The sequence below is a fragment of the Serratia bockelmannii genome, from assembly GCF_008011855.1.
Lineage (GTDB): Bacteria > Pseudomonadota > Gammaproteobacteria > Enterobacterales > Enterobacteriaceae > Serratia > Serratia bockelmannii.
The window spans coordinates 231090-256027 of the sequence record NZ_VOUX01000002.1 but is presented as its reverse complement, the minus strand read 5'-3'; the positions used below and the strand labels follow the sequence as shown (position 1 = coordinate 256027).

26 protein-coding genes are annotated in these 24938 nt (G+C 63.6%); 21 read left to right on the top strand and 5 right to left on the bottom strand.

The window, feature by feature from the left end:
* Positions 1 to 792: an SDR family oxidoreductase gene (locus FOT55_RS03295; RefSeq protein WP_033641763.1), complete on the top strand. Its 792-nt coding sequence runs from the start codon at positions 1 to 3 to the stop codon at positions 790 to 792.
* 56 nt (positions 793 to 848) lie between these two features.
* On the opposite strand, the gene hpaR is transcribed toward FOT55_RS03295, so the two are convergent.
* Complete coding sequence (gene hpaR, locus FOT55_RS03290) at positions 849 to 1301, bottom strand: homoprotocatechuate degradation operon regulator HpaR (protein WP_004933183.1); 453 nt, start codon at positions 1299 to 1301, stop codon at positions 849 to 851.
* Between the two features lie 325 nt (positions 1302 to 1626).
* Between hpaR and FOT55_RS03285 the strand changes: the two genes are divergently transcribed.
* The 11 genes from FOT55_RS03285 to hpaC all read left to right on the top strand — a co-directional run bounded on the left by FOT55_RS03285 (position 1627) and on the right by hpaC (position 12286).
* A complete protein-coding gene (locus tag FOT55_RS03285) occupies positions 1627 to 2259 on the top strand; it encodes a fumarylacetoacetate hydrolase family protein (RefSeq protein ID WP_060434146.1) in 633 nt (210 codons plus the stop codon).
* On the top strand, positions 2256 to 3020 hold the full coding sequence (locus FOT55_RS03280) for a fumarylacetoacetate hydrolase family protein (protein WP_049204621.1): 765 nt from the start codon (positions 2256 to 2258) through the stop codon (positions 3018 to 3020). Before FOT55_RS03285 ends, FOT55_RS03280 begins: the two co-directional genes overlap by 4 nt.
* Entirely contained in the window at positions 3017 to 4471 is a 1455-nt protein-coding gene (hpaE, locus tag FOT55_RS03275; RefSeq protein WP_033636981.1) for a 5-carboxymethyl-2-hydroxymuconate semialdehyde dehydrogenase, read from the top strand. Before FOT55_RS03280 ends, hpaE begins: the two co-directional genes overlap by 4 nt.
* A gap of 37 nt (positions 4472 to 4508) precedes the next feature.
* The gene (gene hpaD, locus FOT55_RS03270; RefSeq protein WP_147823079.1) at positions 4509 to 5582 is read left to right on the top strand and encodes a 3,4-dihydroxyphenylacetate 2,3-dioxygenase; all 1074 of its coding nucleotides are present in this window, start codon (positions 4509 to 4511) and stop codon (positions 5580 to 5582) included.
* 50 nt (positions 5583 to 5632) lie between these two features.
* The gene (locus tag FOT55_RS03265) at positions 5633 to 6019 is read left to right on the top strand and encodes a 5-carboxymethyl-2-hydroxymuconate Delta-isomerase (RefSeq protein WP_004933172.1); all 387 of its coding nucleotides are present in this window, start codon (positions 5633 to 5635) and stop codon (positions 6017 to 6019) included.
* Between the two features lie 14 nt (positions 6020 to 6033).
* Positions 6034 to 6837: a 2-oxo-hept-4-ene-1,7-dioate hydratase gene (gene hpaH / locus FOT55_RS03260; protein ID WP_043136119.1), complete on the top strand. Its 804-nt coding sequence runs from the start codon at positions 6034 to 6036 to the stop codon at positions 6835 to 6837.
* Positions 6838 to 6913: 76 nt separating this feature from the next.
* The gene (gene hpaI / locus FOT55_RS03255; RefSeq protein WP_099816600.1) at positions 6914 to 7708 is read left to right on the top strand and encodes a 4-hydroxy-2-oxoheptanedioate aldolase; all 795 of its coding nucleotides are present in this window, start codon (positions 6914 to 6916) and stop codon (positions 7706 to 7708) included.
* Positions 7709 to 7711: 3 nt separating this feature from the next.
* Positions 7712 to 9082 carry a 4-hydroxyphenylacetate permease gene (hpaX, locus tag FOT55_RS03250; protein ID WP_087762954.1) on the top strand — a complete coding sequence of 457 codons (1371 nt, stop codon included), beginning with the start codon at positions 7712 to 7714 and terminating at the stop codon, positions 9080 to 9082.
* A 34-nt stretch (positions 9083 to 9116) separates the two neighbouring features.
* Positions 9117 to 10013, top strand: a complete 897-nt coding sequence (gene hpaA, locus FOT55_RS03245; RefSeq protein ID WP_004933161.1) for a 4-hydroxyphenylacetate catabolism regulatory protein HpaA — start codon at positions 9117 to 9119, stop codon at positions 10011 to 10013.
* A gap of 178 nt (positions 10014 to 10191) precedes the next feature.
* Complete coding sequence (hpaB, locus tag FOT55_RS03240) at positions 10192 to 11754, top strand: 4-hydroxyphenylacetate 3-monooxygenase, oxygenase component (RefSeq protein WP_043136111.1); 1563 nt, start codon at positions 10192 to 10194, stop codon at positions 11752 to 11754.
* A gap of 16 nt (positions 11755 to 11770) precedes the next feature.
* On the top strand, positions 11771 to 12286 hold the full coding sequence (gene hpaC, locus FOT55_RS03235; protein ID WP_025305188.1) for a 4-hydroxyphenylacetate 3-monooxygenase, reductase component: 516 nt from the start codon (positions 11771 to 11773) through the stop codon (positions 12284 to 12286).
* Positions 12287 to 12319: 33 nt separating this feature from the next.
* Here the strand turns inward: hpaC and ampH are convergent, their stop codons facing one another.
* Both ampH and FOT55_RS03225 read right to left on the bottom strand, forming a co-directional pair.
* Positions 12320 to 13462 (bottom strand): D-alanyl-D-alanine-carboxypeptidase/endopeptidase AmpH, encoded by a 1143-nt coding sequence (ampH, locus tag FOT55_RS03230; RefSeq protein WP_147823078.1) that lies wholly within the window; start codon positions 13460 to 13462, stop codon positions 12320 to 12322.
* A gap of 126 nt (positions 13463 to 13588) precedes the next feature.
* Positions 13589 to 14347, bottom strand: a complete 759-nt coding sequence (locus FOT55_RS03225; RefSeq protein ID WP_025305190.1) for a FadR/GntR family transcriptional regulator — start codon at positions 14345 to 14347, stop codon at positions 13589 to 13591.
* 236 nt (positions 14348 to 14583) lie between these two features.
* Between FOT55_RS03225 and FOT55_RS03220 the strand changes: the two genes are divergently transcribed.
* The 7 genes from FOT55_RS03220 to fucP are packed head-to-tail and all read left to right on the top strand — an operon-like array spanning position 14584 to position 20745.
* Positions 14584 to 15324: an SDR family oxidoreductase gene (locus FOT55_RS03220; RefSeq protein WP_043136107.1), complete on the top strand. Its 741-nt coding sequence runs from the start codon at positions 14584 to 14586 to the stop codon at positions 15322 to 15324.
* Between the two features lie 25 nt (positions 15325 to 15349).
* A complete protein-coding gene (locus FOT55_RS03215; protein WP_147823077.1) occupies positions 15350 to 16195 on the top strand; it encodes a fumarylacetoacetate hydrolase family protein in 846 nt (281 codons plus the stop codon).
* A 14-nt stretch (positions 16196 to 16209) separates the two neighbouring features.
* Complete coding sequence (locus FOT55_RS03210; RefSeq protein WP_025305193.1) at positions 16210 to 17487, top strand: L-fuconate dehydratase; 1278 nt, start codon at positions 16210 to 16212, stop codon at positions 17485 to 17487.
* A gap of 14 nt (positions 17488 to 17501) precedes the next feature.
* Complete coding sequence (locus tag FOT55_RS03205; protein ID WP_147823076.1) at positions 17502 to 18365, top strand: amidohydrolase family protein; 864 nt, start codon at positions 17502 to 17504, stop codon at positions 18363 to 18365.
* The gene (locus FOT55_RS03200) at positions 18343 to 19119 is read left to right on the top strand and encodes an L-fucose dehydrogenase (protein ID WP_147823075.1); all 777 of its coding nucleotides are present in this window, start codon (positions 18343 to 18345) and stop codon (positions 19117 to 19119) included. Before FOT55_RS03205 ends, FOT55_RS03200 begins: the two co-directional genes overlap by 23 nt.
* Positions 19116 to 19475 carry an L-rhamnose mutarotase gene (locus FOT55_RS03195; protein WP_015376547.1) on the top strand — a complete coding sequence of 120 codons (360 nt, stop codon included), beginning with the start codon at positions 19116 to 19118 and terminating at the stop codon, positions 19473 to 19475. The genes FOT55_RS03200 and FOT55_RS03195 overlap by 4 nt, the downstream gene beginning before the upstream one ends.
* Before the next feature lie 40 nt (positions 19476 to 19515).
* Positions 19516 to 20745 carry an L-fucose:H+ symporter permease gene (fucP, locus tag FOT55_RS03190; RefSeq protein ID WP_147823074.1) on the top strand — a complete coding sequence of 410 codons (1230 nt, stop codon included), beginning with the start codon at positions 19516 to 19518 and terminating at the stop codon, positions 20743 to 20745.
* Between the two features lies 1 nt (position 20746).
* Here fucP and FOT55_RS03185 read toward each other — a convergent pair whose 3' ends face one another.
* Complete coding sequence (locus FOT55_RS03185) at positions 20747 to 21949, bottom strand: MFS transporter (protein ID WP_147823073.1); 1203 nt, start codon at positions 21947 to 21949, stop codon at positions 20747 to 20749.
* A 108-nt stretch (positions 21950 to 22057) separates the two neighbouring features.
* Between FOT55_RS03185 and FOT55_RS03180 the strand changes: the two genes are divergently transcribed.
* Positions 22058 to 22969: a LysR family transcriptional regulator gene (locus FOT55_RS03180; RefSeq protein ID WP_060448188.1), complete on the top strand. Its 912-nt coding sequence runs from the start codon at positions 22058 to 22060 to the stop codon at positions 22967 to 22969.
* A gap of 10 nt (positions 22970 to 22979) precedes the next feature.
* Here the strand turns inward: FOT55_RS03180 and FOT55_RS03175 are convergent, their stop codons facing one another.
* Positions 22980 to 24176, bottom strand: coding sequence for an MFS transporter (locus tag FOT55_RS03175; RefSeq protein ID WP_025305200.1), 1197 nt, complete (start codon positions 24174 to 24176; stop codon positions 22980 to 22982).
* Positions 24177 to 24312: 136 nt separating this feature from the next.
* Between FOT55_RS03175 and FOT55_RS03170 the strand changes: the two genes are divergently transcribed.
* Entirely contained in the window at positions 24313 to 24909 is a 597-nt protein-coding gene (locus FOT55_RS03170) for a TetR/AcrR family transcriptional regulator (RefSeq protein WP_016929176.1), read from the top strand.
* The last annotated feature ends 29 nt before the right edge of the window (positions 24910 to 24938 follow it).

The window sequence follows — 24938 nt, the reverse complement described above, 5'->3', positions numbered from 1 at the left end:
ATGAGCGCAACCTATGCGGCCAATGCCTTCGCGGGGCAGGTGGTGCTGGTGACCGGCGGCGCTCAGGGCATTGGGCTGGCGATCGTCAGCGCCTTTGCTCGGCTGGGCGCCGAGGTGACGATCGCGGACGTGCAGCTGCCGCAGGCGCAGGCTGCGGCGCAAACGCTGCGGGACGAAGGGCTGAGCGTACAGGCGCTGGCCTGCGATCTGGCCGAGCCGGGGCAGATTGCCGAGGGAGTGGCGGCGGTGGGTGAGCGCCGTCAACGGTTGGACGTGGTGATCCACAACGCCGCCTATTTTCCGCTGACGCCGTTTACCGCCATCGACGCGGCCTTGTTGCAACGCACGCTGAGCGTCAATCTGATGGCGCCGTTCTTTCTGGCGCAGGCGGCGCTGCCGTGGATGCGCCGTCGGGGCGGGGGCTGCATTCTGGTGACCTCGTCGGTGACCGGCCCGCGGGTGGCCTACCCGGGGCTGGCGCACTATGCGGCCTCCAAGGCCGGGGTGAACGGATTTATTCGCGCGGCGGCGCTGGAGTTGGCGGCGGAGAACATTCGCGTCAACGGCGTGGAGCCGGGGATGATCCGCACGCCGGCGATGGCCAACCTGGGCGACGCGCAGGTGAATCAGGCGATCGCCGCCTCGGTGCCGCTCGGGCGGCTGGGGGAACCGGAAGACATCGCCGCGGCGATGGTGTTTCTCGCCTCGCCGGCGGCGGCCTACATCACCGGCCAGACGCTGGTGGTGGACGGCGGCGCGCTGTTGCCGGAAACGAATTCTCTGCTGACTTGACGCTGCAGCGTTGTTGGCTGCAACGCCAATTAATTTGAGAATTCCGATGGGTTAAATCACTGCTTGGCGGGATGCGCGGTGACGTTGGCAGGCAGGCTGTCTCCCAGGGTGATCAGCTCGTCCAGCAGCGTCATCAGCTGATCCATTTTTTGCCGCGAGAAAGCGGCTTCAATCTCGGCGTAGCCCTGTTCCACCTGGTGGCGCGCCACTTCATACAGATCCTGACCCTGCTGGGTCAGCGACACGTACAGCTTGCGCTGATCGTTGACCGGCTTGAGGCGGAAGATCAGCTTATCACGCTCCATGCGCGACAGAATACCGGTCAGGCTGGGGCGCAGGATGCAGGTTTCCGCCGCCAGTTCGTGGAATTCGATCGAGCGGCTGTTGGCCAGCACGCGGATGATGCGCCACTGCTGCTCGGTCAGGTTGTGGCTTTTCAGGATCGGGCGAAAGAACCCCATGGCGGTTTCGCGCGCCTGCAGCAGGGCGATGGTTAACGATTCATGCATAAGTTTGGCCTTAGCTATCAAGGTGTTCGTTGTCACGGCGCTTACCGCAGGGCTATTACCCCGCAGGCCCGATTTTGTTAATAACTTAATAGTAGCCAAAGTTACCCGCAGGGATAAAGCAAAAATGCGCGGCGCAGCGAAAAATGGCGAGAAAAATGATTAATACGCTGAATAATCACGCTAATGTTCGTTGTTTGTGAATATTTTGTTATCACGATCACAAATCACTCCAAGCGCGTTGCGTAAAAGCTGCACAGCGTATAAAAGTAATCATTAATATGTTAATGAATGCCGGTTGTCATGTTTTGCCATTGGAGGAGTTCGCATGAAAGGCACCGTATTTTCCGTTGCGCTGAACCACCGTAGCCAACTGGACGCTTGGGATCAGGCGTTTCACCAGCCACCGTATCAAACCCCGCCCAAAACCCCGGTGTGGTTTATCAAACCGCGCAACACCCACCTCGCCAACGGCGGGGCGATCCCGTTTCCGGCCGGTGAAACCGTGCAAAGCGGCGGCACGCTGGCGGTGATCATCGGCGACACCGCGCGCAAGGTGCCGGCGGCGCAGGTGGGCCGTTATCTGGCCGGTTACGCGCTGGCCAACGACGTCAGCCTGCCGGAAAGCAGCTTTTACCGCCCGGCGATCAAGGCCAAATGCCGCGACGGGTTCTGCCCGCTGGGGGAGATAGGCCAGCTGGCGACTGCCGATCGGCTGGAGATCGTCACCGAGATCAACGGCGTGGAGCGGGATCGCTGGTCCACCGCCGATCTGGTGCGCTCGGTGCCGGAGCTGATCGCCGCCATCAGCGACTTCATCACTCTGCAGCCGGGCGATGCGGTGCTGATCGGCACCCCGCACCAGCGGGTGGAGATCAAACCGGGGGATGAGGTGACGGTGCGCGCCGCCGGCCTGCCCACTCTGACCAACCGCGTCACCCAGGCAGGAGCCGCATCATGAAACATGCTCGTATTCGCCATCATGGCCAGGTCTTCAACGTGCAGGTGGATGACCAGCTGCGCGTCACGCTGCCGAACGGCGAGGTGCTGCAGGAGCGCGAAGTGGAATGGCTGCCGCCGGCGCAGGGCACGGTGTTCGCCCTGGGGCTGAACTATGCCGACCACGCCAGCGAGCTGGAATTCAAGGCGCCGGAAGAACCGCTGGTGTTCCTCAAGGCGCCAAACACCCTGACCGGGCACCGTCAGGTGTCGGTACGCCCGGCCGGCGTGGAGTACATGCATTACGAAGCCGAGCTGGTGGCGGTGATCGGCAAGACCGCGCGCAACGTCAGCCGTGAGCACGCCATGGAGTACGTGGCGGGTTACACCCTGTGTAACGACTACGCCATCCGCGATTACCTGGAGAACTACTACCGGCCAAATCTGCGGGTGAAGAGCCGCGACACCCTGACGCCGATCGGGCCGTACATCGTCGATCGCGACGACGTCGCCGATCCGCACCGGCTGGCGCTCAGCACCTATGTCAACGGTGAGCTGCGTCAGCGCGGCAGCACCGCCGACATGATTTTCGACATTCCGTTCCTGATCGCCTACCTGAGCGAATTCATGACGCTGCAGCCGGGCGACATGATCGCCACCGGCACGCCGAAAGGGCTGGCCGACGTGCAGCCGGGCGATGAAGTGGTGGTGGAGATCGAAGGCATCGGCCGTTTGGTTAACCACATTATCAGTGAAAAAGATTACGAGGAAAGCCTGAGATGAAAACCATCAACCACTGGATTAACGGCAAGAACGTCGCCAGCAAAGAGTATTTCACCACCACCAACCCGGCGAACGGCGAGGTGCTGGCGGAAGTGGCCTCCGGCGGTCAGTTGGAGATAGACCAGGCGGTGGCCGCGGCGAAAGAGGCATTCCCCAAGTGGGCGAATACGCCGATGAAAGAGCGCGCGCGCCTGATGCGCCGTTTGGGTGAACTGATCGACCAGAACGTGCCGCAGATCGCCGAACTGGAAACCGCCGACACCGGCCTGCCGATCCACCAGACCAAAAACGTGCTGATCCCGCGCGCTTCGCACAACTTCGAGTTCTTCGCCGAGGTGTGCCAGCAGATGAACGGCAAGACCTACCCGGTGGACGACAAGATGCTCAACTACACGCTGGTGCAGCCGGTAGGGGTATGCGCGCTGGTATCGCCGTGGAACGTGCCGTTCATGACCGCCACCTGGAAAACCGCGCCTTGCCTGGCGCTGGGCAACACCGCGGTGCTGAAAATGTCCGAACTGTCGCCGCTGACCGCCGACCGCCTGGGCGAGCTGGCGCTGGAGGCCGGCATCCCGGCCGGGGTGCTGAATGTGGTGCAGGGCTACGGCGCCACCGCCGGTGACGCATTGGTGCGCCATAAAGACGTGCGTGCGGTCTCCTTCACCGGCGGCACTGCCACCGGCCGCCGCATCATCGAAAGCGCTGGGTTGAAGAAATTCTCCATGGAGCTGGGCGGCAAGTCGCCGGTGCTGATATTTGAAGACGCCGACATCGAGCGGGCGCTCGACGCCGCGCTGTTCACCATCTTCTCGATCAACGGTGAACGCTGCACCGCCGGTTCGCGCATCTTCATTCAGGAGAGCATCTACCCGGAATTCGTCAAACGCTTTGCCGAGCGTGCCAACCGCCTGCGCGTGGGCGACCCGCAAGATCCCAACACCCAGGTAGGGGCGCTGATCAGCCCGCAGCACTGGGAAAAAGTCTCCGGCTATATCCGCCTCGGGGTGGAAGAAGGGGCAACCCTGCTGGCCGGCGGCCCGGACAAACCGGCCGGTTTGAGCCACGGCAACTTCCTGCGCCCGACGGTGCTGGCGGATGTCGATAACCGGATGCGCGTGGCGCAGGAGGAGATTTTCGGGCCGGTGGCCTGCCTGCTGCCGTTCAAGTCGGAAGAAGACGGCCTGCGCATGGCCAACGACGTGGAGTACGGCCTGGCGTCGTACATCTGGACGCAGGATGTGAGCAAGGTTCTGCGCCTGGCCCGCGGCATCGAAGCCGGCATGGTTTTCGTCAACACCCAAAACGTACGCGATCTGCGCCAACCGTTCGGCGGCGTGAAAGCCTCCGGCACCGGCCGCGAAGGCGGCGAATACAGCTTCGAAGTGTTCGCCGAAATGAAGAACGTGTGCATTTCCATGGGCGACCACCCGATCCCGAAATGGGGCGTTTGAGCCTCAGGCCACAATAATAACGAAAGAGATGAGAACAATGACGATAAAACTTACCACTGATGCTGTCCCTGCTCCCGACGTCGTGCGCTGTGCCTACATGGAAATTCAGGTCACGAACCTTAAAGCCGCACGCGAATTTTACGTCGATATCCTCGGCCTGGTCGTGACCGCCGAAGAGGATAAAACCCTCTATCTGCGTTCGATGGAGGAGTTTATTCACCATAACCTGGTGCTGCGCGAAGGCCCGGTCGCCGCCGTGGCGGCGTTTGCTTTCCGCGTGCGCACGCCGGAAGACGTCGACCGCGCCGAAGCGTATTTCAAGGCGCTTGGCTGCCGCACCGAGCGTCGGGTGAACGGGTTCGCCAAAGGCATCGGCGATGCGGTGCGGGTAGAGGATCCGCTCGGTTTCCCATACGAGTTTTTCTACGACGTGCAGCACGTCGAGCGCCTGGCCTGGCGCTACGATCTGTATACGCCGGGCGCGCTGGTGCGCCTCGACCACTTTAACCAAATCACCCCTGACGTGCCGCGCGCCGTGGAATACATCCAGGGGCTGGGCTTCCGCGTGACGGAAGACATCCGCGATGAAGACGGCGTGGTTTACGCCGCCTGGATGCGCCGCAAGGCGACGGTACACGATACCGCGATGACCGGCGGCGCCGGGCCGCGCATGCATCACATCGCCTTCGCCACCCATGAAAAGCACAATATTTTGGCCATCTGCGACAAGCTCGGCGCGCTGCGCAAATCCGATTTGATCGAACGCGGCCCTGGCCGCCACGGCGTCTCCAACGCGTTCTATCTCTACCTGCGCGATCCCGATGGCCACCGGGTGGAAATCTACACGCAGGATTACTACACCGGCGATCCGGACAACCCGACCGTGACCTGGGACGTGCATGACAACCAGCGCCGCGACTGGTGGGGCAATCCGGTGGTGCCGAGCTGGTATACCGAAGGATCGCTGGTGCTGGATCTCGATGGGCAGCCGCAGCCGGTCATCGAGCGCAGTGCGCCCAGCGAAATGGCCGTCACCATCGGCGCAGACGGTTTTTCCTATACCCGCGAGGGCGATACGGAAAAAGGTTTCAAACTTGGCAATACGCTGTAAATGCCGCTGCGCGGGCCGCGCCCGCGCCTATGCGCCGTCTGGAGAACGTTATGCCCCATTTTTACGCTGAATGTACCGACAACATCCGCCGCGAGGCGGATTTGCCCACCCTGTTCGCCAAGGTCAACGAGGCGCTGGCGGCGACCGGCATCTTTCCGCTGGCCGGCGTGCGCAGCCGCGCCATCTGGCTCGACACCTGGCAGATGGCCGACGGCAAGCAGGACTACGCCTTCGTGCACATGACGCTGAAGATCGGCCACGGCCGCAGTCTGGAAAGCCGGCAGCAGGTGGGCGAGATGCTGTTTGCGCTGATCAAGGAACACTTTGCCGCGCTGATGGCGCAGCGTTACCTGGCGCTCTCTTTCACCATGGAAGAGCTGGATCCGGTGCTGAATTACAAACAGAACAATGTCCACGCGCTGTTCAACAAGGCGTGAATAAGGGGTCGTACATGCTGGATAAAGAGCAGATTAACCGCGCCGTGCAGCGCCTGCATCAGGCGGAAAAGAGTCGTGAGCAGATCCGCGCGCTGTCGCTCGATCATCCCGAGATCACCATTGAAGACGCCTACGCCATTCAGCGGCAGTGGGTGGAGCTGAAGATCGCCGAGGGGCGCACGCTCAAAGGCCACAAGATCGGCCTGACCTCGCGCGCCATGCAGGTGAGCTCGCAGATCACCGAGCCGGACTATGGCGCGCTGCTGGACGACATGTTCTTCAACGACGGCAGCGACATTCCGATCGATCGCTTTATCGTGCCGCGGGTGGAGGTGGAGCTGGCTTTCGTGTTGGCCAAGCCGCTGCGCGGGCCGAACTGCACGCTGTTCGACGTCTACAACGCCACCGACTACGTCATTCCGGCGCTGGAGATCATCGATGCGCGCAGCCACAACGTCGATCCCGAGACGCAGCGGCCGCGCAAGGTGTTCGACACCATTTCCGACAACGCCGCCAATGCCGGGGTGGTGATGGGCGGGCGGCCGATCAAACCGGATGCGCTGGATCTGCGCTGGATCTCTGCGCTGCTGTACCGCAACGGCGTGATTGAAGAGTCCGGCGTGGCGGCGGCGGTGCTCAATCATCCGGCCAACGGTGTGGCCTGGCTGGCCAACAAGCTGGCGCCGTATGAGGTGGAGCTGGAAGCGGGGCAGGTGATCCTCGGCGGTTCCTTCACCCGGCCGGTGCCGGCGCGGCGCGGCGATACTTTCCACGTCGATTACGGCCCGATGGGCTGCATCAGCTGCCGCTTCGTCTAATAAGCCGGCTCGGCGAACCGGGCCGCAATAATCGGGCGGGGGCCACGCGTCGCGCCCGCTTGTCAGGGAGAATGCGATGTTAACCAACCACTTCAAGCGAGCGCTGCAGGAAAAACGCCCGCAGATCGGGCTGTGGCTCGGGCTGTGCAGCAGCTACAGCGCCGAGCTGCTGGCCGGCGCCGGTTTCGACTGGCTGCTGATCGACGGCGAACATGCGCCCAACAACGTGCAAACGGTGCTGGGGCAGCTGCAGGCGGTCGCGCCTTACCCGAGCCAGCCGGTGGTGCGCCCGCCGTGGAACGACGCGGTGATCATCAAGCAACTGCTGGACGTCGGCGCGCAAACCTTATTGATCCCGATGATTCAGAATGCCGAACAGGCGCGCGACGCGGTGCGCGCCACGCGCTATCCGCCGCACGGCGTGCGCGGCGTCGGCAGCGCCCTGGCGCGCGCCTCACGCTGGAACCGGGTGCCCGATTACCTGCAGCAGGCCGATGAGCAGATGTGCGTGCTGGTGCAAATTGAAACCCGCGAAGCGGTGAAAAACCTCGACGCCATTTTGCAGGTGGAAGGGGTGGACGGCGTGTTTATCGGCCCGGCGGATCTCAGCGCCGACATGGGCTTTGCCGGTAATCCGCAGCACCCGGAGGTGCAGCGCACCATCGACGACGCCATCGCGCGTATCCGCGCCGCCGGCAAGGCGCCGGGCATTTTGATGGCCAACAAGGTACTGGCGCAGCGCTATCTGGAGGCCGGCGCGCTGTTCGTTGCGGTGGGGGTGGATACCACCCTGCTGGCGCGGGCGGCGGAAGCCCTGGCGGACGAGTTCAAACAGGGCGGGGCGCAAGCGCCTTCATCGGGAGTCTACTGAACCATGAACCACGTCGATTCGCTGCCGCCGGCCAACCCGGCGCAGCAACATAAAGCGTTAACCGCCGCCGAGCAATCGGTGATTAAAAAGTTGTTTCGGCGCCTGATCATTTTCCTGTTCGTGTTGTTTGTTTTCTCTTTCCTCGATCGTATCAACATCGGCTTCGCCGGGCTGACGATGGGTAAAGATCTCGGCCTCAGCTCGACCATGTTCGGGCTGGCGGCGACGTTGTTCTATGTCACCTACGTGATCTTTGGCATACCGAGCAACATGATGCTGAGCCGGGTCGGTGCGCGGCGCTGGATCGCCACCATCATGGTGCTGTGGGGCATCGCCTCCACCTGCACCATGTTCGCTACCGGGCCGACCAGTCTGTACGTGCTGCGCATGATTGTCGGCATCACCGAGGCCGGCTTCCTGCCGGGCATTCTGGTGTACCTCACCTACTGGTTCCCGGCGTTTTACCGCGCCCGCGCCAACGCGCTGTTCATGATCGCCATGCCGGTGACCATGGCGATCGGCTCGCTGGTCTCCGGCTATATCCTGGCGCTGGACGGGGTGATGAACCTGAAGGGCTGGCAGTGGCTGTTCCTGCTGGAAGGCATACCATCGGTGCTGCTGGGCGTGGTGGTGTGGTTCTATCTCGACGACACCCCGGCCAAGGCCAAGTGGCTGACCGACGAGGAAAAAGCCAGCCTGCAGGCGATGATGGAGGCCGACAAGCTGCAGCTGGTGCAGCCCAACGGGCCGAGCAGCCACCGCGCGCTGCAGCAGCGCAGCCTGTGGCGTGAGATCTGCACGCCGATTGTGCTGATGTACACGCTGGCCTATTTCTGCCTGACCAACACCCTGAGCGCGATCAACATCTGGACGCCGCAGATCCTGCAGAGCTTCAACCAGGGCAGCAGCAACGTGACGATCGGCATTCTGGCGGCGATCCCGCAGATCTGCACCATCGCCGGCATGGTGTGGTGGAGCAAACGATCCGACAGGCTGCAGGAGCGCAAGCATCACACCGCGCTGCCGTACCTGTTCGCCGCCGCCGGCTGGCTATTGGCGTCCGCCACCGATCACAGCCTGATCCAGCTGCTCGGGATCGTGATGGCGTCGGTCGGCTCCTTTACCGCCATGGCGATCTTCTGGACCACGCCAGATCAGTCGATCAGCCTGGAAGCGCGGGCGGTGGGGATCGCGGTGATCAACGCCACCGGCAACATCGGATCGGCGCTCAGCCCGCTGCTGATCGGCTGGTTCAAGGATCTGACCGGCAGCTTCAACTCCGGGCTGTATTTCGTTTCGGCGCTGTTGATCGTCGGCGCCGTGCTGGTGTGGCGCATTCCGATGAAGGATTCGCGCCCGAGAGCGACGCCTTGATGCGCAAGTGGGCATGATTGCAGGAGGTCATGAGGTGCGGAAAAGTACCGGCTTTATCGCCAACATCGATATTTGCAAAGAGTATGACGCGCGCTACGCCGCCGACGAGGTGCACTACGAAACCTTCGCCGGGCTGGCGGCATTCTTCGGCCGCGACATGCAGGTGCACTGGCACGACTGCTTCTTCCAGGTGCATTTCCTGGAGACCGGCAAGATAGAGCTGCAGCTCGACGATCAGCACTATTCGGTGCAGGCGCCGCTGTTCATCCTCACGCCGCCGTCGGTGCCGCATGCGTTCTTCACCGAACCGGACAGCGACGGCCACGTGCTGACGGTGCGCCAGGAGCTGATTTGGCCGCTGCTGGAGCGCCTGTACCCCGGCAGCAACCTGGCGCTGGACATGCCGGGCATCTGCCTGTCGCTGGCCGATGCGCCGCAGGAGCTGACGGCGCTCAGCCACTACTGGGCGCTGATCCGCCGCGAGTTCGCGCAGAACCTGGCCGGGCGCGAACAGACGCTGGCGCTGTTGGCGCAGGCGGTGTTCACGCTGCTGCTGCGCAACACCGCGCTGGAAGACAGCGCCAACAGCGGCGTGCGCGGCGAACTGCAGCTGTTTCAACGCTTCAACAAAATGGTGGACGAGCGTTTTCGCGAGCATCTGCCGGTGCCGGAGTATGCGCAGGCGTTGGGGGTGACTGAATCGCGGCTCAACGACCTGTGTCGGCGCTTCGCCAACCGGCCGCCCAAACGGCTGATCTTCGATCGGCTGCTGCGCGAGGCCAAGCGCATGCTGCTGTTCAGCGCCTGTACGGTGCATGAAACCGCCTACAGCCTCGGCTTCAAGGATCCGGCCTATTTCGCCCGTTTTTTCAATCGGCTGGAAGGCTGTTCCCCCTCGACCTACCGCGCGGCGCAACACGCCCTTTCGTAACCGCGATCACAGTTTGCCGCGAAAGCGGCAAACTGACCTGAAAAGTACCGGCGATTGCCGCAAAAGTCTCTTCTCGAAACCGGCTTTGGCAGCTTCAATTAAGCAACCAAAAGAAAACATTATTTTAACAAATGGCCGACTCCACGGCCTGAAAAATGCCGATGACGAGGAAGACCCGATGAAACCAGAAGACTTTCGTGCCGACAGCAAACGCCCGTTCACCGGCGCCGAATACCTGAAAAGTTTGCAGGATAGCCGCGAAATCTACATTTACGGCGAACGCGTAAAAGACGTCACCACCCACCCGGCGTTCCGCAACGCGGCGGCGTCGGTCGGCCAGCTGTACGACGCGCTGCACGATCCGGCCAGCCAGGATCGCCTGTGCTGGAACACCGACACCGGCAACGGCGGCTATACCCACAAGTTCTTCCGCTACGCCCGCAGCCCGGAAGAGATGCGCCAGCAGCGTGACGCCATCGCCGACTGGTCACGCCAAAGCTACGGCTGGATGGGGCGCACGCCGGATTATAAGGCGGCCTTCGGCTGCGCGCTGGGCGCTTATCCGGAGTTCTACGGCCAGTTCGCCGATAACGCGCGCCACTGGTACAAACGCATTCAGGAAACCGGGCTCTATTTCAACCACGCCATCGTCAACCCGCCGATCGATCGTCATAAGCCGGTCAATGAGGTGAAGGACGTCTACATTCAGGTGGAGAAAGAAACTGACGCCGGCATCGTGGTCAGCGGCGCCAAAGTGGTGGCTACCAACTCGGCGTTGACCCACTACAACTTCATCGGCTTCGGTTCGGCGCAGGTGATGGGCGATAACCCGGACTTCGCGCTGATGTTCGTGGCGCCGATGGACGCCGAAGGAGTGAAGCTGATTTCGCGCGCCTCCTACGAGCTGGTGGCCGGCGCCACCGGATCGCCGTTTGACTATCCGCTCACCAGCCGCTTCGACGAGAACGACGCGATCCTGATCATGGATCATGTGCTGATCCCGTGGGAAAACGTGCTGATCTACCGCGATTTCGACCGCTGCCGCCGCTGGAGCACCCAGGGCGGTTTCGCCCGGCTGTTCCCGCTGCAGGCCTGCGTGCGCCTGGCGGTGAAGATGGATTTCATCACCGCGCTGTTGCAAAAGAGCCTCTCGTGCACCGGCGTGCTGGAGTTCCGCGGCGTGCAGGCCGATCTGGGCGAAGTGGTGGCCTGGCGCAACCTGTTCTGGTCGCTGAGCGACGCGATGTGCGCCGAAGCCACGCAATGGGAAAACGGCGCCTACCTGCCGGATTCCGCCGCGCTGCAAACCTACCGCGTGATGGCGCCGATGGCCTACACCAAGGTGAAACACATCATCGAGAAGAACGTCACCAGCGGCCTGATCTACCTGCCGTCCAGCGTGCGCGACATGAACAACCCGGAGATCGACAAGTACCTGGCGCGCTACGTGCGCGGATCGGACGGCATGGATCACGTCGAGCGCATCAAGATCCTCAAGCTGATGTGGGACGCGATCGGCAGTGAGTTCGGCGGGCGCCACGAGCTGTATGAGATCAACTACGCCGGCAGCCAGGATGAGATCCGCCTGCAGTGCCTGCGCCATGCGCAGGGATCCGGCAATATGGATCGCATGATGCAGATGGTCGACAAGTGCCTGGCCGATTACGATCAGCACGGTTGGAAGGTGCCGCACCTGCGGAACAATGACGATATTAATCAGTTGGATAATCTGCTGAAGTAATTCAGGAGGAGGTTGTATGTCTCAGGAAAATGAACAGCGCCTGCGCTTTCGCGACGCCATGGCCAGCCTGTCGGCGGCGGTGAATATCGTCACCACCGACGGCCCGGCGGGGCGCTGCGGCATCACCGCCACGGCGGTGTGCTCGGTAACCGATACGCCGCCGACGCTGCTGGTGTGCATCAACCGCAACAGCGCGATGAACCCGGTGTTTCAGGAAAACCGCAGGCTGTGCGTCAACGTGCTCAACCACGAGCAGGAGCTGATGGCGCGCCACTTCGCCGGCATGACCGGCGTCAGCATGGAAGATCGTTTCCGGCTGGAAGAGTGGCAGCTCGGCGCACTGGGGCAGCCGGTGCTGCGCAATACCCTGGCCAGCCTGGAAGGGGAAATCGAGCAGATCCAGAGCATCGGTACCCACCAGATGTACCTGGTGCAGATCAAGCAGATCGCGTTGAGCGAAGCCGGCAACGGCCTGATCTACTTCAAGCGCAACTTCCATCCGGTGATCCATCAGATGGCGGTGCTGGCCTGAGACGTGGGGGCGCAGCCAGCTGCGCCCCACATATCAACTCTTGTTGGCTGCCAGATCGCTCACCAGGCGGTTGACCGGATCGCTCATGTTGGTGAACTTGCTCAGCTCCGAGCGGGTCACCACCACGAACACCCCGACATTTTTCGCCGGGATCATCGCCATGTAGGTGATGAACCCGCCGCCGCCGCCGGTCTTCTGAATGATGCCCGGCAGCCCGTCCTTCGGCGCCATATACACCCAGCCCAATCCTAATGCATCCGCTTGCCCCGGCACGTCCATGCCCTTCAGCGACACCAGATCGTGGCGCTGGAAGTACATGGTTTGTTCGCTGGCGGCGGTGGCTTTGCGCGGGCCGCTGGCGCTGGAGGAGAGGAACTGCTGCATCCAGCGCTGCATGTCGCGCGGGGTGGAGTAGACGCCGCCGCTGCCGGCTGCGGCGGTGGTGTCGCGGCAGGCGCTCGGGCCGGCCGCCGCCACCATCAGGCGCGAACATTGTTCAGGGCTCGGCGTCAGCGTGGTGTCGACCATGCCGAGCGGCGCGGTGATTTTCTCTTTCAGCAGCGCGTTGTAAGGCTTGCCCGCGGCGCGCGACAGCGCGTCGGCCAGCAGATCGTACGCCAGGTTGGAATACGCGGCGTGCACGCCCGGCGGCGTCGTGATGTTGGCATGCGCCAGCCACTGCCAGCGCTGGGCCTTGGTCGGCCAGGTGAACACCGGCGTTTTCGGCGGCTTCTTGCCCGGCTGCTCGCGCGGCAGCGCGCTGGTGTGAGTGGCCAGGTTCAATAAGGTGATCGGCTGGCCGGCGTTGTAAGCCGGCACATAGGCGCCTTTGGGGGCGTACTTGCGCAGCGGATCGGTCAGTTTGACCTGGCCTGCCGCCGCCATTTTTACCATCACTTCACTGGTCATCAGCTTGGTGATCGACGCGATGCGGATCAGCGAATCCGGGCGCGGGCGCAGGTTGTTGCCGGGCTTGGTGTCGCCGAAGCTGCGGTTAACCACCTGATTGCCGTCGATCACCACCAGCGCCATGCCGGTGGCGCCGCTGTTGTAGAAAATATGTTCGGCATACTGGTCGACGATTTGCGAAGCCAGCTGCGGGGGCGCGGCCTGCACGGCCAGCGGCGCGGTGCACAGGCCCAGCGCCAGCAATAAAGCGGAGACAGAGTTCTTCAACGGTCGTTATCCATTTAACAATGCAGCGGGGAAAGGGCTTATTCGTCGCCCAGTGTAATGCCCCCAGACCCCGGCTGCATGTAGAAAAAAGAGCGGTGGCGATAAAATTTTTTCACCGCCGGCGGCCTACTGCGCGCGGGCGAAAATGGCGATCACTTCGTCCAGGTGCGCCTTCATCGCCTTGCGGGCGCCGCGCACGTCGCGCGCTTCGATCGCCGCCAGGATCGCCCGGTGTTCCAGCTCGGAGCGGTGCGGCATGTCGTCCGGCGTATAGTGGCGCTGCAGCACGCGGAACATGCTGCCGTAACGGTGGCCGAGCAGGTGGCCGATGATGAACGCATAGGCCGGGTTGCCGCTGGCCTGGGCGATGCGGATGTGGAACAGCCGATCGCCGGGGTGGGTGGCGGAACCGGCGCGGTTATCGCGGCAGTTCTGTTCATAGGCGGCGCGGATACCCGCCAGCTCTTCGTCGGTGGCGTGGCGCGCGGCCAGCGCGGCGGTCTCCGGTTCGATCAGCAGGCGGGTTTGCAGCAGAGAAAACGGCGGCAACTCGGCGTTGAAATCCAGCTCGATGTTCAGCTCGTCGTCGATCTCCGCCCACTGGTTGCGGCCGGCCTGGGCCATCACCGGCTCCTGCGACGGCGCCAGCGGCGTTGGCGAGCGCACGATCACCCCGTTGCCGACCTTGACGTCTACCAGGCCGATCACTTCCAGCGCGATCAGCGCCTCGCGCACCGACGCGCGGCTGACCTGCAATTGCTGGGCGAGATCGCGCTCCGAGGGCAGACGGCTGCCCGGCGGAAATTCGTTATTTTCGATAAGACGTTTGAGTTGGTCAGCTATCTGTCTGTAAATTCTTGGGTTTTCCAGTCGGGTAATCGGCATTTTTGACCTTTGACGATTCGGCGTTCAGTGATTTGGCGCACAATTATGCGATAAGGCGCTTGAGTAATCGTTATTCAAGTGTAAAAAAATGGTTAATTGAAATGCGGTTTCAAGGCTGTTTTTATTAACTTCTTCCCCCAACGATAACGCGTAAAGCGTCTTTTGTCATGTTAGAGGCCTGACCTTTAACCGCCTTTAGTGGCCTGACCATTAGACCTTTAGGCCGAGGAGTCAAGATGGATTTAACCGGGAAACGCGTACTGATCACCGCCGCCGGGCAAGGGATCGGATTCACCACCGCCAGGCTGTTCGCCGCCGCCGGCGCTGAAGTGATCGCCAGCGACATCAACCTCGAGCGCCTGCAGGGCTCCGCCGGGATCCGCGCGCTGACGCTGAACGTCACCGATCCGGCCGCCATCGCGGCGGCGGCGGAAGCGATCGGCCCGATCGACGTGCTGTTCAACTGCGCTGGCGTGGTGCACAGCGGATCGATCCTCGACTGCAGCGAAGATCAGTGGGCGTTCGCGCTCGATCTCAACGTCACCGCGATGTTCCGCATGATCCGCGCCTTCCTGCCGGGCATGTTGGCGCGCGGCAAAGGCTCGATCATCAACATGTCTTCGGTGGCCTCGAGCGTGAAAGGGGTGCCGAACCGCTTCGCCTACAGCGCCAGCAAGGCGGCGGTGATCGGCCTAACGCGCTCGGTGGCGGCGGATTACGTCACCCAGGGCATCCGCTGCAACGCCATTTGCCCCGGCACGGTGGAATCGCCGTCGCTGCGCCAGCGCATCGCCGAGCAGGCGCGCGAACAGGGGCGCAGCGAGCAAGAGGTGTATCAGGCGTTCGTCGCCCGTCAGCCGATCGGGCGCATCGGCACCACCGAGGAAATCGCCCAATTGGCGCTGTATCTGGCCTCCGACGCCAGTTCGTACACCACCGGCACAGTGCAGATCATCGACGGCGGCTGGAGCAACTGAGCCGCCATTTTTGAGAGAGGAAGGCATGAAACTTTTACGTTACGGGCAACCTGGGCAAGAGCGCCCCGGCATGTTGGATGCGCAGGGCCGCCTGCGCGATCTGTCGCAGCATATTGCCGACGTGGGGGGCGCCGCGTTATTGCCGGCGTCGCTCGCCAAACTGCGTGCGCTGGACAGCGCCGCATTGCCGCTGGTCGAGGGGCAGCCGCGTCTCGGCGCCTGCGTCGGCGGCATCGGCAAGTTCATCTGCATCGGCCTGAATTACGCCGATCACGCGGCGGAGACCGGTGCGGCCATTCCTGAGGAACCGGTGGTGTTCAACAAATGGACCAGCGCGGTGGTCGGCCCCTACGACCGGGTGGAGATCCCGCGCGGCTCGCAGAAAACCGACTGGGAAGTGGAGCTGGGCGTGGTGATCGGCCTGGGCGGGCGCTACATCAGCGAAGCGGACGCGATGCGCCACGTCGCCGGTTATTGCGTGATCAACGACGTCTCAGAACGCGAGTATCAAATTGAGCGCGGCGGCACTTGGGACAAGGGCAAAGGCTGCGACACCTTTGGGCCGATCGGCCCCTGGCTGGTGACCGCCGACGAAATCGCCGATCCACACAGCCTGAACCTGTGGCTGGAGGTGGACGGCAAGCGCTATCAGGACGGCAACACCAGCACCATGATCTTCCGCATTCCACAGATCGTCAGTTACCTCAGCCGCTTTATGAGCCTGCAGCCGGGCGACGTGATCTCCACCGGCACGCCGCCGGGCGTCGGCATGGGGCAGAAACCGCAGCCCATCTACCTGCGGGCGGGCCAGACGATGCGTCTGGGCATTGAAGGGCTGGGCGAACAGCGCCAGCAAACCGTACAGGCTTAACCGGGAGCGCCGCCATGACCACCATTACCGCACTGCGGGTTGAAGACATTCGTTTCCCCACGTCGCTGGGGCTGGACGGATCCGACGCCATGAATCCGGATCCCGACTATTCCGCCGCCTACGTGATCCTGGAGACCGATCGCGCGGATCTCAGCGGCCACGGACTGACGTTCACCATCGGCCGCGGCAACGAGATCTGCTGCGCGGCGATCCGCGCGCTGGAGCATCAGATCGTCGGTGAGCGGCTGGAGACGATCGCCGCCGATATGGGCGCCTTCTGGCGGCGCTTCACCAGCGATAGCCAGCTGCGCTGGATCGGGCCGGACAAAGGTGCCATTCACCTGGCGACCGGCGCGGTGGTCAACGCGGTGTGGGATCTGTGGGCCAAATCGGTCGGCAAGCCGGTGTGGCGGCTGGTGGCGGAGATGACGCCGGAGGAACTGGTGCGCTGCATCGACTTCCGTTACATCACCGACTGCATCACGCCGCAGGAGGCGCTGGCGCTGCTGAAACAGCGGGCCGAGGGCAAAGAGCGGCGCCTGGAGCGGCTGCTGCAGGAGGGGTATCCCTGTTACACCACCTCCGCCGGCTGGCTGGGCTACCCGGACGACAAGCTGCGCCGCCTGTGCCAGGAAGCGGTCGACGCCGGTTTCTCCTACCTGAAGCTGAAGGTCGGGCGCGATCTGGAAGACGACATCCGCCGGGTGCGCATCGCCCGCGAGGTGATCGGCCCGGATCGCCGGCTGATGATCGACGCCAACCAGGTGTGGGAAGTGGACGAAGCCATTCCGTGGGTGAAGCATCTGGCGTTCGCCAAACCCTGGTTTATCGAAGAGCCGACCAGCCCGGACGACGTGGAAGGGCATCGCCGCATCCGCGAAGGGGTGGCGCCGGTCAAGGTGGCCACCGGTGAGATGTGTCAGAACCGCATCATGTTCAAGCAGTTCATCATGCGTGGCGCGGTAGACGTGGTGCAGATCGACGCCTGCCGTCTCGGCGGCGTCAACGAAGTGCTGGCGGTGATGCTGATGGCGGCCAAATACCAGCTGCCGGTCTGCCCGCACGCTGGTGGCGTCGGGCTGTGCGAGTACGTGCAGCACCTGTCGATGATCGACTACCTGTGCATCGCCGGCACCCACGAAGGCCGGGTGATCGAGTACGTCGATCATTTGCATGAACACTTTGTCGATCCCTGCGTGATCAACGGCGCGGCCTACATGCCGCCGAGCCGTCCCGGCTATTCGATCGAGATGCATCCGTCGTCGATCGAGCAGTATCGGTTCCGCGGGTGAGGCGGGAGGATCGCATGCCGCGCATCGACGCGCATCAGCACTACTGGCGCTATCACCCACGGCACTACCCGTGGATCGACGAGCGGATGCGCGTGCTGCGGCAGGATTTCGATCCGCCCCGGCTGCGGCCGCTGTTGCAGGAACACGGTTTCGACGGCGCGCTGGCGGTGCAGGCGCGCCCCAGCGAGGACGAGACGCTGGCCCTGCTGGCGCTGGCTGAGCAGAGCGAAGGCATATGCGGCGTAGTGGGCTGGCTGGACATCGCCGCGCCGCAGCTGGCGCAGCGTCTGGAGGCCTTGCGGCCTTACAGCGCGCTGCGCGGGGTGCGTCATCAGGTGCAGGACGAAGCAGATCCGGCGGCCTGGCTGGCGCGGCCCGAGGTGGAACGCGGCATGCAAACGCTGCAGCGCGCCGGGTATGTGTACGAGATCCTGGTGACGCACCGGCATCTGGCGGCAGCGGCGGCGTTCGCCGCCCGCCATGACGAACACTGGCTGGTGCTGGATCACCTCGGCAAGCCGGACATCGCGCGCGGCGCGCGGCACTGGGCGCAGCAAATCCGGCCGCTGGCGGCGCTGCCGCACGTGGTCTGCAAGCTATCGGGGCTGATCACCGAGGCGCCGGGCGGCCGGTGGCGGGCGGAAGAACTGCTGCCGTTCTTCGACGCCGCGCTGGAGGCGTTCGGCCCGGAGCGGCTGATGTTCGGCTCCGACTGGCCGGTGTGCCTGCTGGCCGGCGACTACCGCCAGGTGGTGCAACTGTGCGAACGGGCGCTGTCGACGCTGGGGGCCGCCGAGCAGGCGGCGATTTGGGGCGGCACCGCCTGGCGAATTTACGGTTTAACGGAGTCTGGTTATGGATCTGTATCTGCAAGATAAGGTGGTGCTGGTCACCGGCGGCGGTGCCGGCATCGGCGCGGCGATTGCTCATGTGCTGGCCGAGGAGGGGGCGAGCCCGGTGCTGGTCACCAACGCCGCGCCGGAGGCGGCGCTGCTGGCCGATTTGCAGCGGCTGCAGCCGCGCACCGAGGTGATCCTCACCGAATTGTGCGACGAGGCGGCCTGCCGCCGGGCGGTCAGCCAGACGCTGGCGACCTTCGGCCGCATCGACGGACTGGTGAACAACGCCGGGGTCAATGACGGCGTCGGGCTGGAGGCGGGGCGTGAAGCGTTCGTCGGCTCGCTGGAGAAGAACTTGGTGCACTACTACCTGATGGCGCACCTGTGCCAGGCGGCGCTGCAGGAGAGCCGGGGCGCCATCGTCAACATCGCCTCCAAGACCGCGCTCAGCGGGCAGGGGGGCACCAGCGGCTACACCGCCGCCAAGGGCGCAGTGCTGGCGCTGACGCGCGAATGGGCGGTATCGCTGCGCCATGACGGGGTGCGGGTGAACGCGGTGGTGCCGGCGGAGGTGATCACCCCGCAGTACCAGCGCTGGCTCAACACCTTCGCCGAGCCGCAGCGGCAGATGGAGAAAATCACCGCGCGCATTCCGCTCGGGCAGCGCATGACCACGCCGCAGGAGATCGCCGATACCGTGGCGTTTTTGCTGTCGTCGCGGTCATCGCATACCACCGGGCAGTGGCTATCGGTGGACGGCGGCTACCTGCATCTCGATCGGGCGCTGACGTGAGCGGCGCGGCGGCAGGGCGGCGCCGTTTCTGCCAGGCGCTCGATCTGATTGACTCACCGGCGCTGATTGCGGAGTACCAGCAGCATCATCAGCGCATCTGGCCGGGCATCGCCGCGCATTTGCGCGAGCACGGCATTCTGGACATGGAAATTTACCGGTTGGGCACCCGGCTGTTCATGATCGTGGAGGTCAGCGCCGATTTCGACGCCGCGCGTTTTGACGCCGCCAGCCTGAACAACCCCGAAGTACAGCGATGGGAAGCGCTGATGTGGCACTACCAGGCCGCCACCCCCTGGACGCCGCAGGGCGAAAAATGGGTGGAAATGGCGCGGATTTTCTCTCTGCAACAGCAATAACGCCAACATCATCATCGCCAGACGATACGAGGGTATCACCATGCTTGCTGAAAAAAGTGCGGCCTCCGCGCAGCCGGGCGTCCCCGTGACCGCCAATCTGCGCTGGGCCTTTATCCTGGTCACCAGCCTGTTCTTCATGTGGGGGCTGTCCTATGGCCTGCTGGACGTATTAAACAAACATTTTCAGGAGACGTTGCACGTCACCAAGGCGCAGTCGGGGCTGCTGCAGGCGGCCTATTTCGGCGCCTATTTCCTGGTGGCGCTGCCCGCCGGGTACTTTATGGATCGCAAGGGCTATAAGGCGGGCATTCTGGTCGGGCTGTGCCTGTATGCGCTGGGGGCGCTGCTGTTCGTGCCGGCGGCGTCGGCCAACAGCTTCGGCGTATTCCTGTTCGCGCTGTTCGTTATCGCCAGCGGCCTGGGCTGCCTGGAAACGGCGGCCAACCCGTACGCCACGGTGCTGGGCGATGCGCAGGGTGCCGAACGGCGGCTCAACCTGGCCCAGTCGTTCAACGGCCTCGGGCAGTTTATCGGCCCGCTGATCGGCGGCACGCTGTTCTTCTCCGCCAGCCAGTCCGCCGGCGACGGCGATCAGAGCGCGGTGAAGATGACCTATGTGGCGATCGCCGTGCTGGTGCTGCTGATCGCGCTGTTGTTCAGCCGCACCCGGCTGCCGGCGATCCGCGAGGAGGAAAAACCGGTGCATGGCGTGATAGCGCAGGGATTGTGGCAGCATCCGCATTTCGTCGGCGGGGTTATCACACAGTTCTTCTACGTGGCGGCGCAGGTGGGCGTCGGGGCGTTTTTCATCAACTATGCCACCGAGCACTGGCGCGAGGTGTCTAACCAGAGCGCCTCTTACCTGCTGTCGATCGCCATGATCTGCTTTATGGTCGGGCGCTTCTTCAGCACTTGGCTGATGGGGCGAGTCAAACCGGCGACGCTGCTGGCGGCCTATGCGCTGATCAACATCGCGCTGTGCGGCGTGGTGATGCTGAGCGTCGATGGCGTGTCGGTGGTGGCGCTGATCGCGGTGTTCTTCTTTATGTCGATCATGTTCCCGACCATTTTCGCCCTGGGGGTGAAAAACCTGGGTAAACACACCAAGCGCGCCAGCTCCTTTATGATCATGGCGATCGTCGGCGGCGCCATCATGCCGTACTTTATGGGGGCGCTGGCCGACCGTTACAGTACCGCGCTCTCTTATCTGCTGCCGCTGCTGTGTTTCGCGGTGGTGCTGGTTTACGGCCTGCGGCAGCGCCGCGCCTGATTCAACCCGGCGGCGAATCGGCCTTCGCCGCCGTTGTCAGCGCCTGCGGGCGGGTTCGCATCAGGATCGCCAACGCCAGCAGCAGCACCATGCCGGACAGCACGCCGTTTATCGTCAAGCCTCCGGCATCCACCACCAGTCCGCCCGCCAGTGAACCGCAGGAAATCGCCAGATTAAACAGCGCGATATACAGCGAAGAGGCGACCTCGACCGCGTCGGGGGCCGCCTTGAGCATCCATGCCATCAGTGAAACGGAAACGCCGCCGTAGGCGATGCCCCACAGCAGGAGGAAGGCACTGCCGTTCAGCGGCGCGTGGCCCAGCAGCGGCAGCAGCAGGACGGCGAGCGCCAGCCCGAGGGCGATCAGCGCCAGGGTGCGGTGCAGCCGTTTGGCGGCGGCCTGGCCGGCGATGAAATTCCCGGCGATACCGGCGACGCCGTAGGCGAACAGCAGCGGCCCCACCCAGCGGCTCTCGATGCCGGCGACCGTCTGCAGCAGCGGGCGGACAAAGGTGTAAGCCATAAAGTGGCCGGCGACCAGCAGAAACGTCAGCAGCAGCCCGGTCAACAGTCGGCGATTCGCGCGCTGCGCGGTGAACGACCGCCAGCTTATCGCCTGCGTGACCGGCAGCGGCGGCAGCACGCACACCAGTAGGAGCAGGGTCAGCGCCGCCAGGACGGCGACCGCCAGAAACGCCATGCGCCAGCCCAGCGCTTCGCCGAGGAACACTCCGAGCGGCACGCCGAACACCGAGGCCGCCGCTACGCCGCCGAAGATGACGGACAGCGCCAACCCAACGGAGGCCGGCGGCACCAGGCGTTCTGCCAACCCGCCGGCGATGGCCCAGATACCGCCGATGCAAAAGCCCAGCAGGATGCGTGCGGCGAGCAGCAGCGCCATGGAGGTGGCGGAGGCGGCCAGCAGGTTGGCGGCGATCAGCAAAAGCAGAAAGCCCACCAACAGGCTGCGGCGGTCCGTGCGCCGGGCGCCCAGCACCATCAGCGGGGCGAACAGCGCGGCGAACAGGGCCGGCAGGGAAATCAGCAATCCGGCGCGGCCGATCGTCGCGTTCAGGGTGCTGACGATCGGGGTCAGCAGCCCGACGGGCAGCATTTCTGCGGTAACGACGGTGAAGGTGGCCAGGCCGATGGCGAAGGTCGCCAGCCAGGGTTTTGCGCCGCCGACGGCATGTAAGGCACTCATAATGACTCTCCCAACAGATGAAGAACCTCAGTGTATCCGCGCCAAAATGACTGATAAACTGGCCTGAATGCGCAACATTGGGGACAAATCGTGGCTAATTTACCGTCTATGCCGTTAGATAACCTGACTGACCTGCTGGTGTTCATCCGCGTCGCCGACGCCTGCAGCTTCACGCTGGCGGCCGAGAGGCTGGGCATCTCCCGATCGGCGGCGGGCAAATGCGTGAACCGATTGGAGGAGCGATTGGCGACCCGGCTGCTGCAGCGCACCACGCGCAGCGTCAGCCTGACCGAAGACGGCGCGGTGTTTTACGAGTATGCGCAGCGCATCCTGTCGCAGGCCGAAGAGGCGGAAACGGCGCTCAATACGCGGCGGCAAACCCCGCGCGGGCGGCTGCGGTTGGATCTGCCGGTCTCGCTGGGGCGGTTGCATATCCTGCCGATTTTACGGGAGTTTTTGGCACAGTGGCCGGAGGTGGACGCCGACGTCAGCTTCTCCGATGAGTACAGCGATCTGGTGCGCGACGGCATCGACGTAGCTATCCGGGTCGGCGGCAGCGACGACAGCCGGCTGGTGCGGCGAGTGCTCGCGCCGCATCGCCTAATCACCTGCGCGGCGCCGGACTATCTGGCGCGCTACGGCACGCCTGCGAAACCGGAGGCGTTGGGCGATCACGAGACGCTGGTCTTCAGCCATCAGGGGCTGCCGGCGCCCTGGCGCTATTTGGTCAACGGCCAACTGCACGAACAGCCGGTGCGCGGCCGGATGCGTTTCAACAACGTCGAGGCCTTGCGGGATGCGGCCGTCGCCGGGGCCGGCCTGTGCCAAGTGGGGGCGTTTCTGGTCGGCGAGCAGATTGCGGCCGGCACGCTGGTGCCGGTGCTGGAGCGCTATTGTCGCCCGGGGCCGCCGATCTGCGCCGTCTATCCCAGCCGGCGCCATCTCTCCCCCAAGGTGAAACTGTTTCTGACGGCGATCGAACGGCGCTGGCAGGGCAAGGCGATTTGGGAAACCGCTTAGCGCGGGCGATTCACGCCGCTTTCAAGGCCAGCGTTCGCTGCATTAAGCGGTAGCCGCCGGCCGCCACCAGCAGTACGACCAGGCCGGCCGTGAGCGTGACGCCAAAGCCGGCCGTTATCCCCGCAGCGTCGATCGCCAGGCCCGCCAATGCGGCGCCGAGTGCCACGCCTATCCCCAGGCCGGTGACCATCCAGGTCAATCCTTCCGTCAGCCGGGAGGGCGGCACGATGTTTTCAACCAGCCCCATGGCAACGATCATGGTCGGCGCAAAAAACAATCCGGCGACAAACATCGACGCCGCCAGCGTTAAGACATTGTGCACCCACAGCAGCGGCAAGGTGGTGAAAGCGGTGGCGAACGCCGCGTATAAGAACAGACGAGGCAAGGGGACGGGGATCTTCATTGCGCCGAAAATCAGCCCGGCCAGGCAGGAGCCGAACGCGTAAACCGACAGTACGATGCTGGCGGCGGCCGGCTGCCCTTGCTGCTCGGCGAAGGCCACGCTGATGACGTCCACGGTGCCGACGATGGTGCCGAGGGCGATCAGCGCCAGCACCAGGATCTGCATCGACGGCATGGTCAGGATGGCGCGCTGCCGCTGGTTATTGTGGGCGTAAACCGGGGGCTGGGTGCTTTTTTGCGCGGCGAATGCCGCAACGCCCGCTACCAGAAGCAGCGCGGCCACCAGAGGGCCGGCCTCTGGGAAGAGTGAAACGCTAAGCCCCACGGCGATCGGTGGGCCGACGATAAAGGCCACCTCGTCCAATACGGACTCGAATGAAAATGCCGTGTGCAGCTGTGGCGTGCCGCGATAAATTTCGCTCCAGCGGGCCCTGACCATCGCGGAGATGCTGGGCATGCCGCCCGCGAGCGCGGCGAAGACAAACAGAGTCCAGTCCGGTGCCCGATAGTGGGTGCAGAACAACAGCAGCAGCAGGGCGATCGCGCTGATCCCGGTGGCATACGGCAACACGCGGCTTTGGCCGTGACGATCCGCCGCGCGCGCGATTTGCGGCGCAAGCAGCGCCATGGAAAAGGCGAACGTCGCTGCCACCGCGCCCGCCAACCAATAGGACCCGCGTACCTGCGAGAGCATGGTGATGATGCCGATACCGGTCATCGAGACCGGCAGGCGCGCGATTAGCCCGGCAGAGGAAAACGCCTTGCTGCCCGGGGCGTTGAACAGTTTGAAATAAGGATTTGCCATGGAAAGGGCTCCGGAATGTTGGCGGCTCGGTATTCGCTCAATGTCCATCATTGACATACGCCACGTATGTTACGTTAATTGACATACATGGCGTATGTCAATTATAACGTCATCAATAATGAGGCGGAGTGGACCCATGGCACGTAAAGCGCGCACCGAAATGATTGAAGAAACCCGACAAAAGCTGGTGGCGGCGGCCCGCCGGCAGTTTGGCAGCGTGGGGTATGCCGAGACGGTGATGGATGATCTCACCGCCCAGGCCGGCCTGACGCGCGGCGCGCTCTATCACCATTTTGGCGATAAAAAGGGGTTGTTCCTGGCGGTGGTGCAGGCGATAGACGCGGAGATGGATGCGCATCTGGCTGACATAACCGCGAGTACTGCGGATGACTGGGAGGCGTTTGCGGCGCGTTGCCGCGGTTATCTGATCATGATGACGGAGCCGCAAGCGCAACGCATTCTGTTGCGTGATTCACCTTCGGTGCTGGGAGCTGAATATCTGCGGGCCAGCAAGCTGGCGTGCATCAGCTGGATGACGGGCGCATTGCAGGCCTTGATGGCGCAGCGGCGCATCGCCGTCGCCGAGCCGGAATCGCTGGCGCATTTAATCAACGGCGGACTGATGGATGCCGCGCTGTGGGTCGCCCATCATCCGGAAAAAGACGTGGGGCTGGAACAAGCCTTGGTCAGTTTGAACCTGTTGCTGAACGGGCTGCGTTCCACCGCCGTATAGCCGTATAAGTGTTGATGTCAGCCGCCGCG

Coding starts and splice junctions, on each gene's coding strand:
- hpaX (WP_087762954.1), top strand. CDS start 7,712: ATGAACCACGTCGATTCGCTGCCGCCGGCCAACCCGGCGCAGCAACAT.
- hpaB (WP_043136111.1), top strand. CDS start 10,192: ATGAAACCAGAAGACTTTCGTGCCGACAGCAAACGCCCGTTCACCGGC.
- FOT55_RS03205 (WP_147823076.1), top strand. CDS start 17,502: ATGCCGCGCATCGACGCGCATCAGCACTACTGGCGCTATCACCCACGG.
- hpaR (WP_004933183.1), bottom strand. CDS start 1,301: ATGCATGAATCGTTAACCATCGCCCTGCTGCAGGCGCGCGAAACCGCC.
- FOT55_RS03175 (WP_025305200.1), bottom strand. CDS start 24,176: ATGGCAAATCCTTATTTCAAACTGTTCAACGCCCCGGGCAGCAAGGCG.
- FOT55_RS03210 (WP_025305193.1), top strand. CDS start 16,210: ATGACCACCATTACCGCACTGCGGGTTGAAGACATTCGTTTCCCCACG.
- FOT55_RS03200 (WP_147823075.1), top strand. CDS start 18,343: ATGGATCTGTATCTGCAAGATAAGGTGGTGCTGGTCACCGGCGGCGGT.
- FOT55_RS03170 (WP_016929176.1), top strand. CDS start 24,313: ATGGCACGTAAAGCGCGCACCGAAATGATTGAAGAAACCCGACAAAAG.
- fucP (WP_147823074.1), top strand. CDS start 19,516: ATGCTTGCTGAAAAAAGTGCGGCCTCCGCGCAGCCGGGCGTCCCCGTG.
- FOT55_RS03225 (WP_025305190.1), bottom strand. CDS start 14,347: ATGCCGATTACCCGACTGGAAAACCCAAGAATTTACAGACAGATAGCT.
- hpaC (WP_025305188.1), top strand. CDS start 11,771: ATGTCTCAGGAAAATGAACAGCGCCTGCGCTTTCGCGACGCCATGGCC.
- hpaE (WP_033636981.1), top strand. CDS start 3,017: ATGAAAACCATCAACCACTGGATTAACGGCAAGAACGTCGCCAGCAAA.
- FOT55_RS03280 (WP_049204621.1), top strand. CDS start 2,256: ATGAAACATGCTCGTATTCGCCATCATGGCCAGGTCTTCAACGTGCAG.
- FOT55_RS03180 (WP_060448188.1), top strand. CDS start 22,058: ATGCCGTTAGATAACCTGACTGACCTGCTGGTGTTCATCCGCGTCGCC.
- FOT55_RS03285 (WP_060434146.1), top strand. CDS start 1,627: ATGAAAGGCACCGTATTTTCCGTTGCGCTGAACCACCGTAGCCAACTG.
- FOT55_RS03185 (WP_147823073.1), bottom strand. CDS start 21,949: ATGAGTGCCTTACATGCCGTCGGCGGCGCAAAACCCTGGCTGGCGACC.
- FOT55_RS03295 (WP_033641763.1), top strand. CDS start 1: ATGAGCGCAACCTATGCGGCCAATGCCTTCGCGGGGCAGGTGGTGCTG.
- FOT55_RS03215 (WP_147823077.1), top strand. CDS start 15,350: ATGAAACTTTTACGTTACGGGCAACCTGGGCAAGAGCGCCCCGGCATG.
- FOT55_RS03265 (WP_004933172.1), top strand. CDS start 5,633: ATGCCCCATTTTTACGCTGAATGTACCGACAACATCCGCCGCGAGGCG.
- hpaD (WP_147823079.1), top strand. CDS start 4,509: ATGACGATAAAACTTACCACTGATGCTGTCCCTGCTCCCGACGTCGTG.
- hpaH (WP_043136119.1), top strand. CDS start 6,034: ATGCTGGATAAAGAGCAGATTAACCGCGCCGTGCAGCGCCTGCATCAG.
- hpaI (WP_099816600.1), top strand. CDS start 6,914: ATGTTAACCAACCACTTCAAGCGAGCGCTGCAGGAAAAACGCCCGCAG.
- FOT55_RS03220 (WP_043136107.1), top strand. CDS start 14,584: ATGGATTTAACCGGGAAACGCGTACTGATCACCGCCGCCGGGCAAGGG.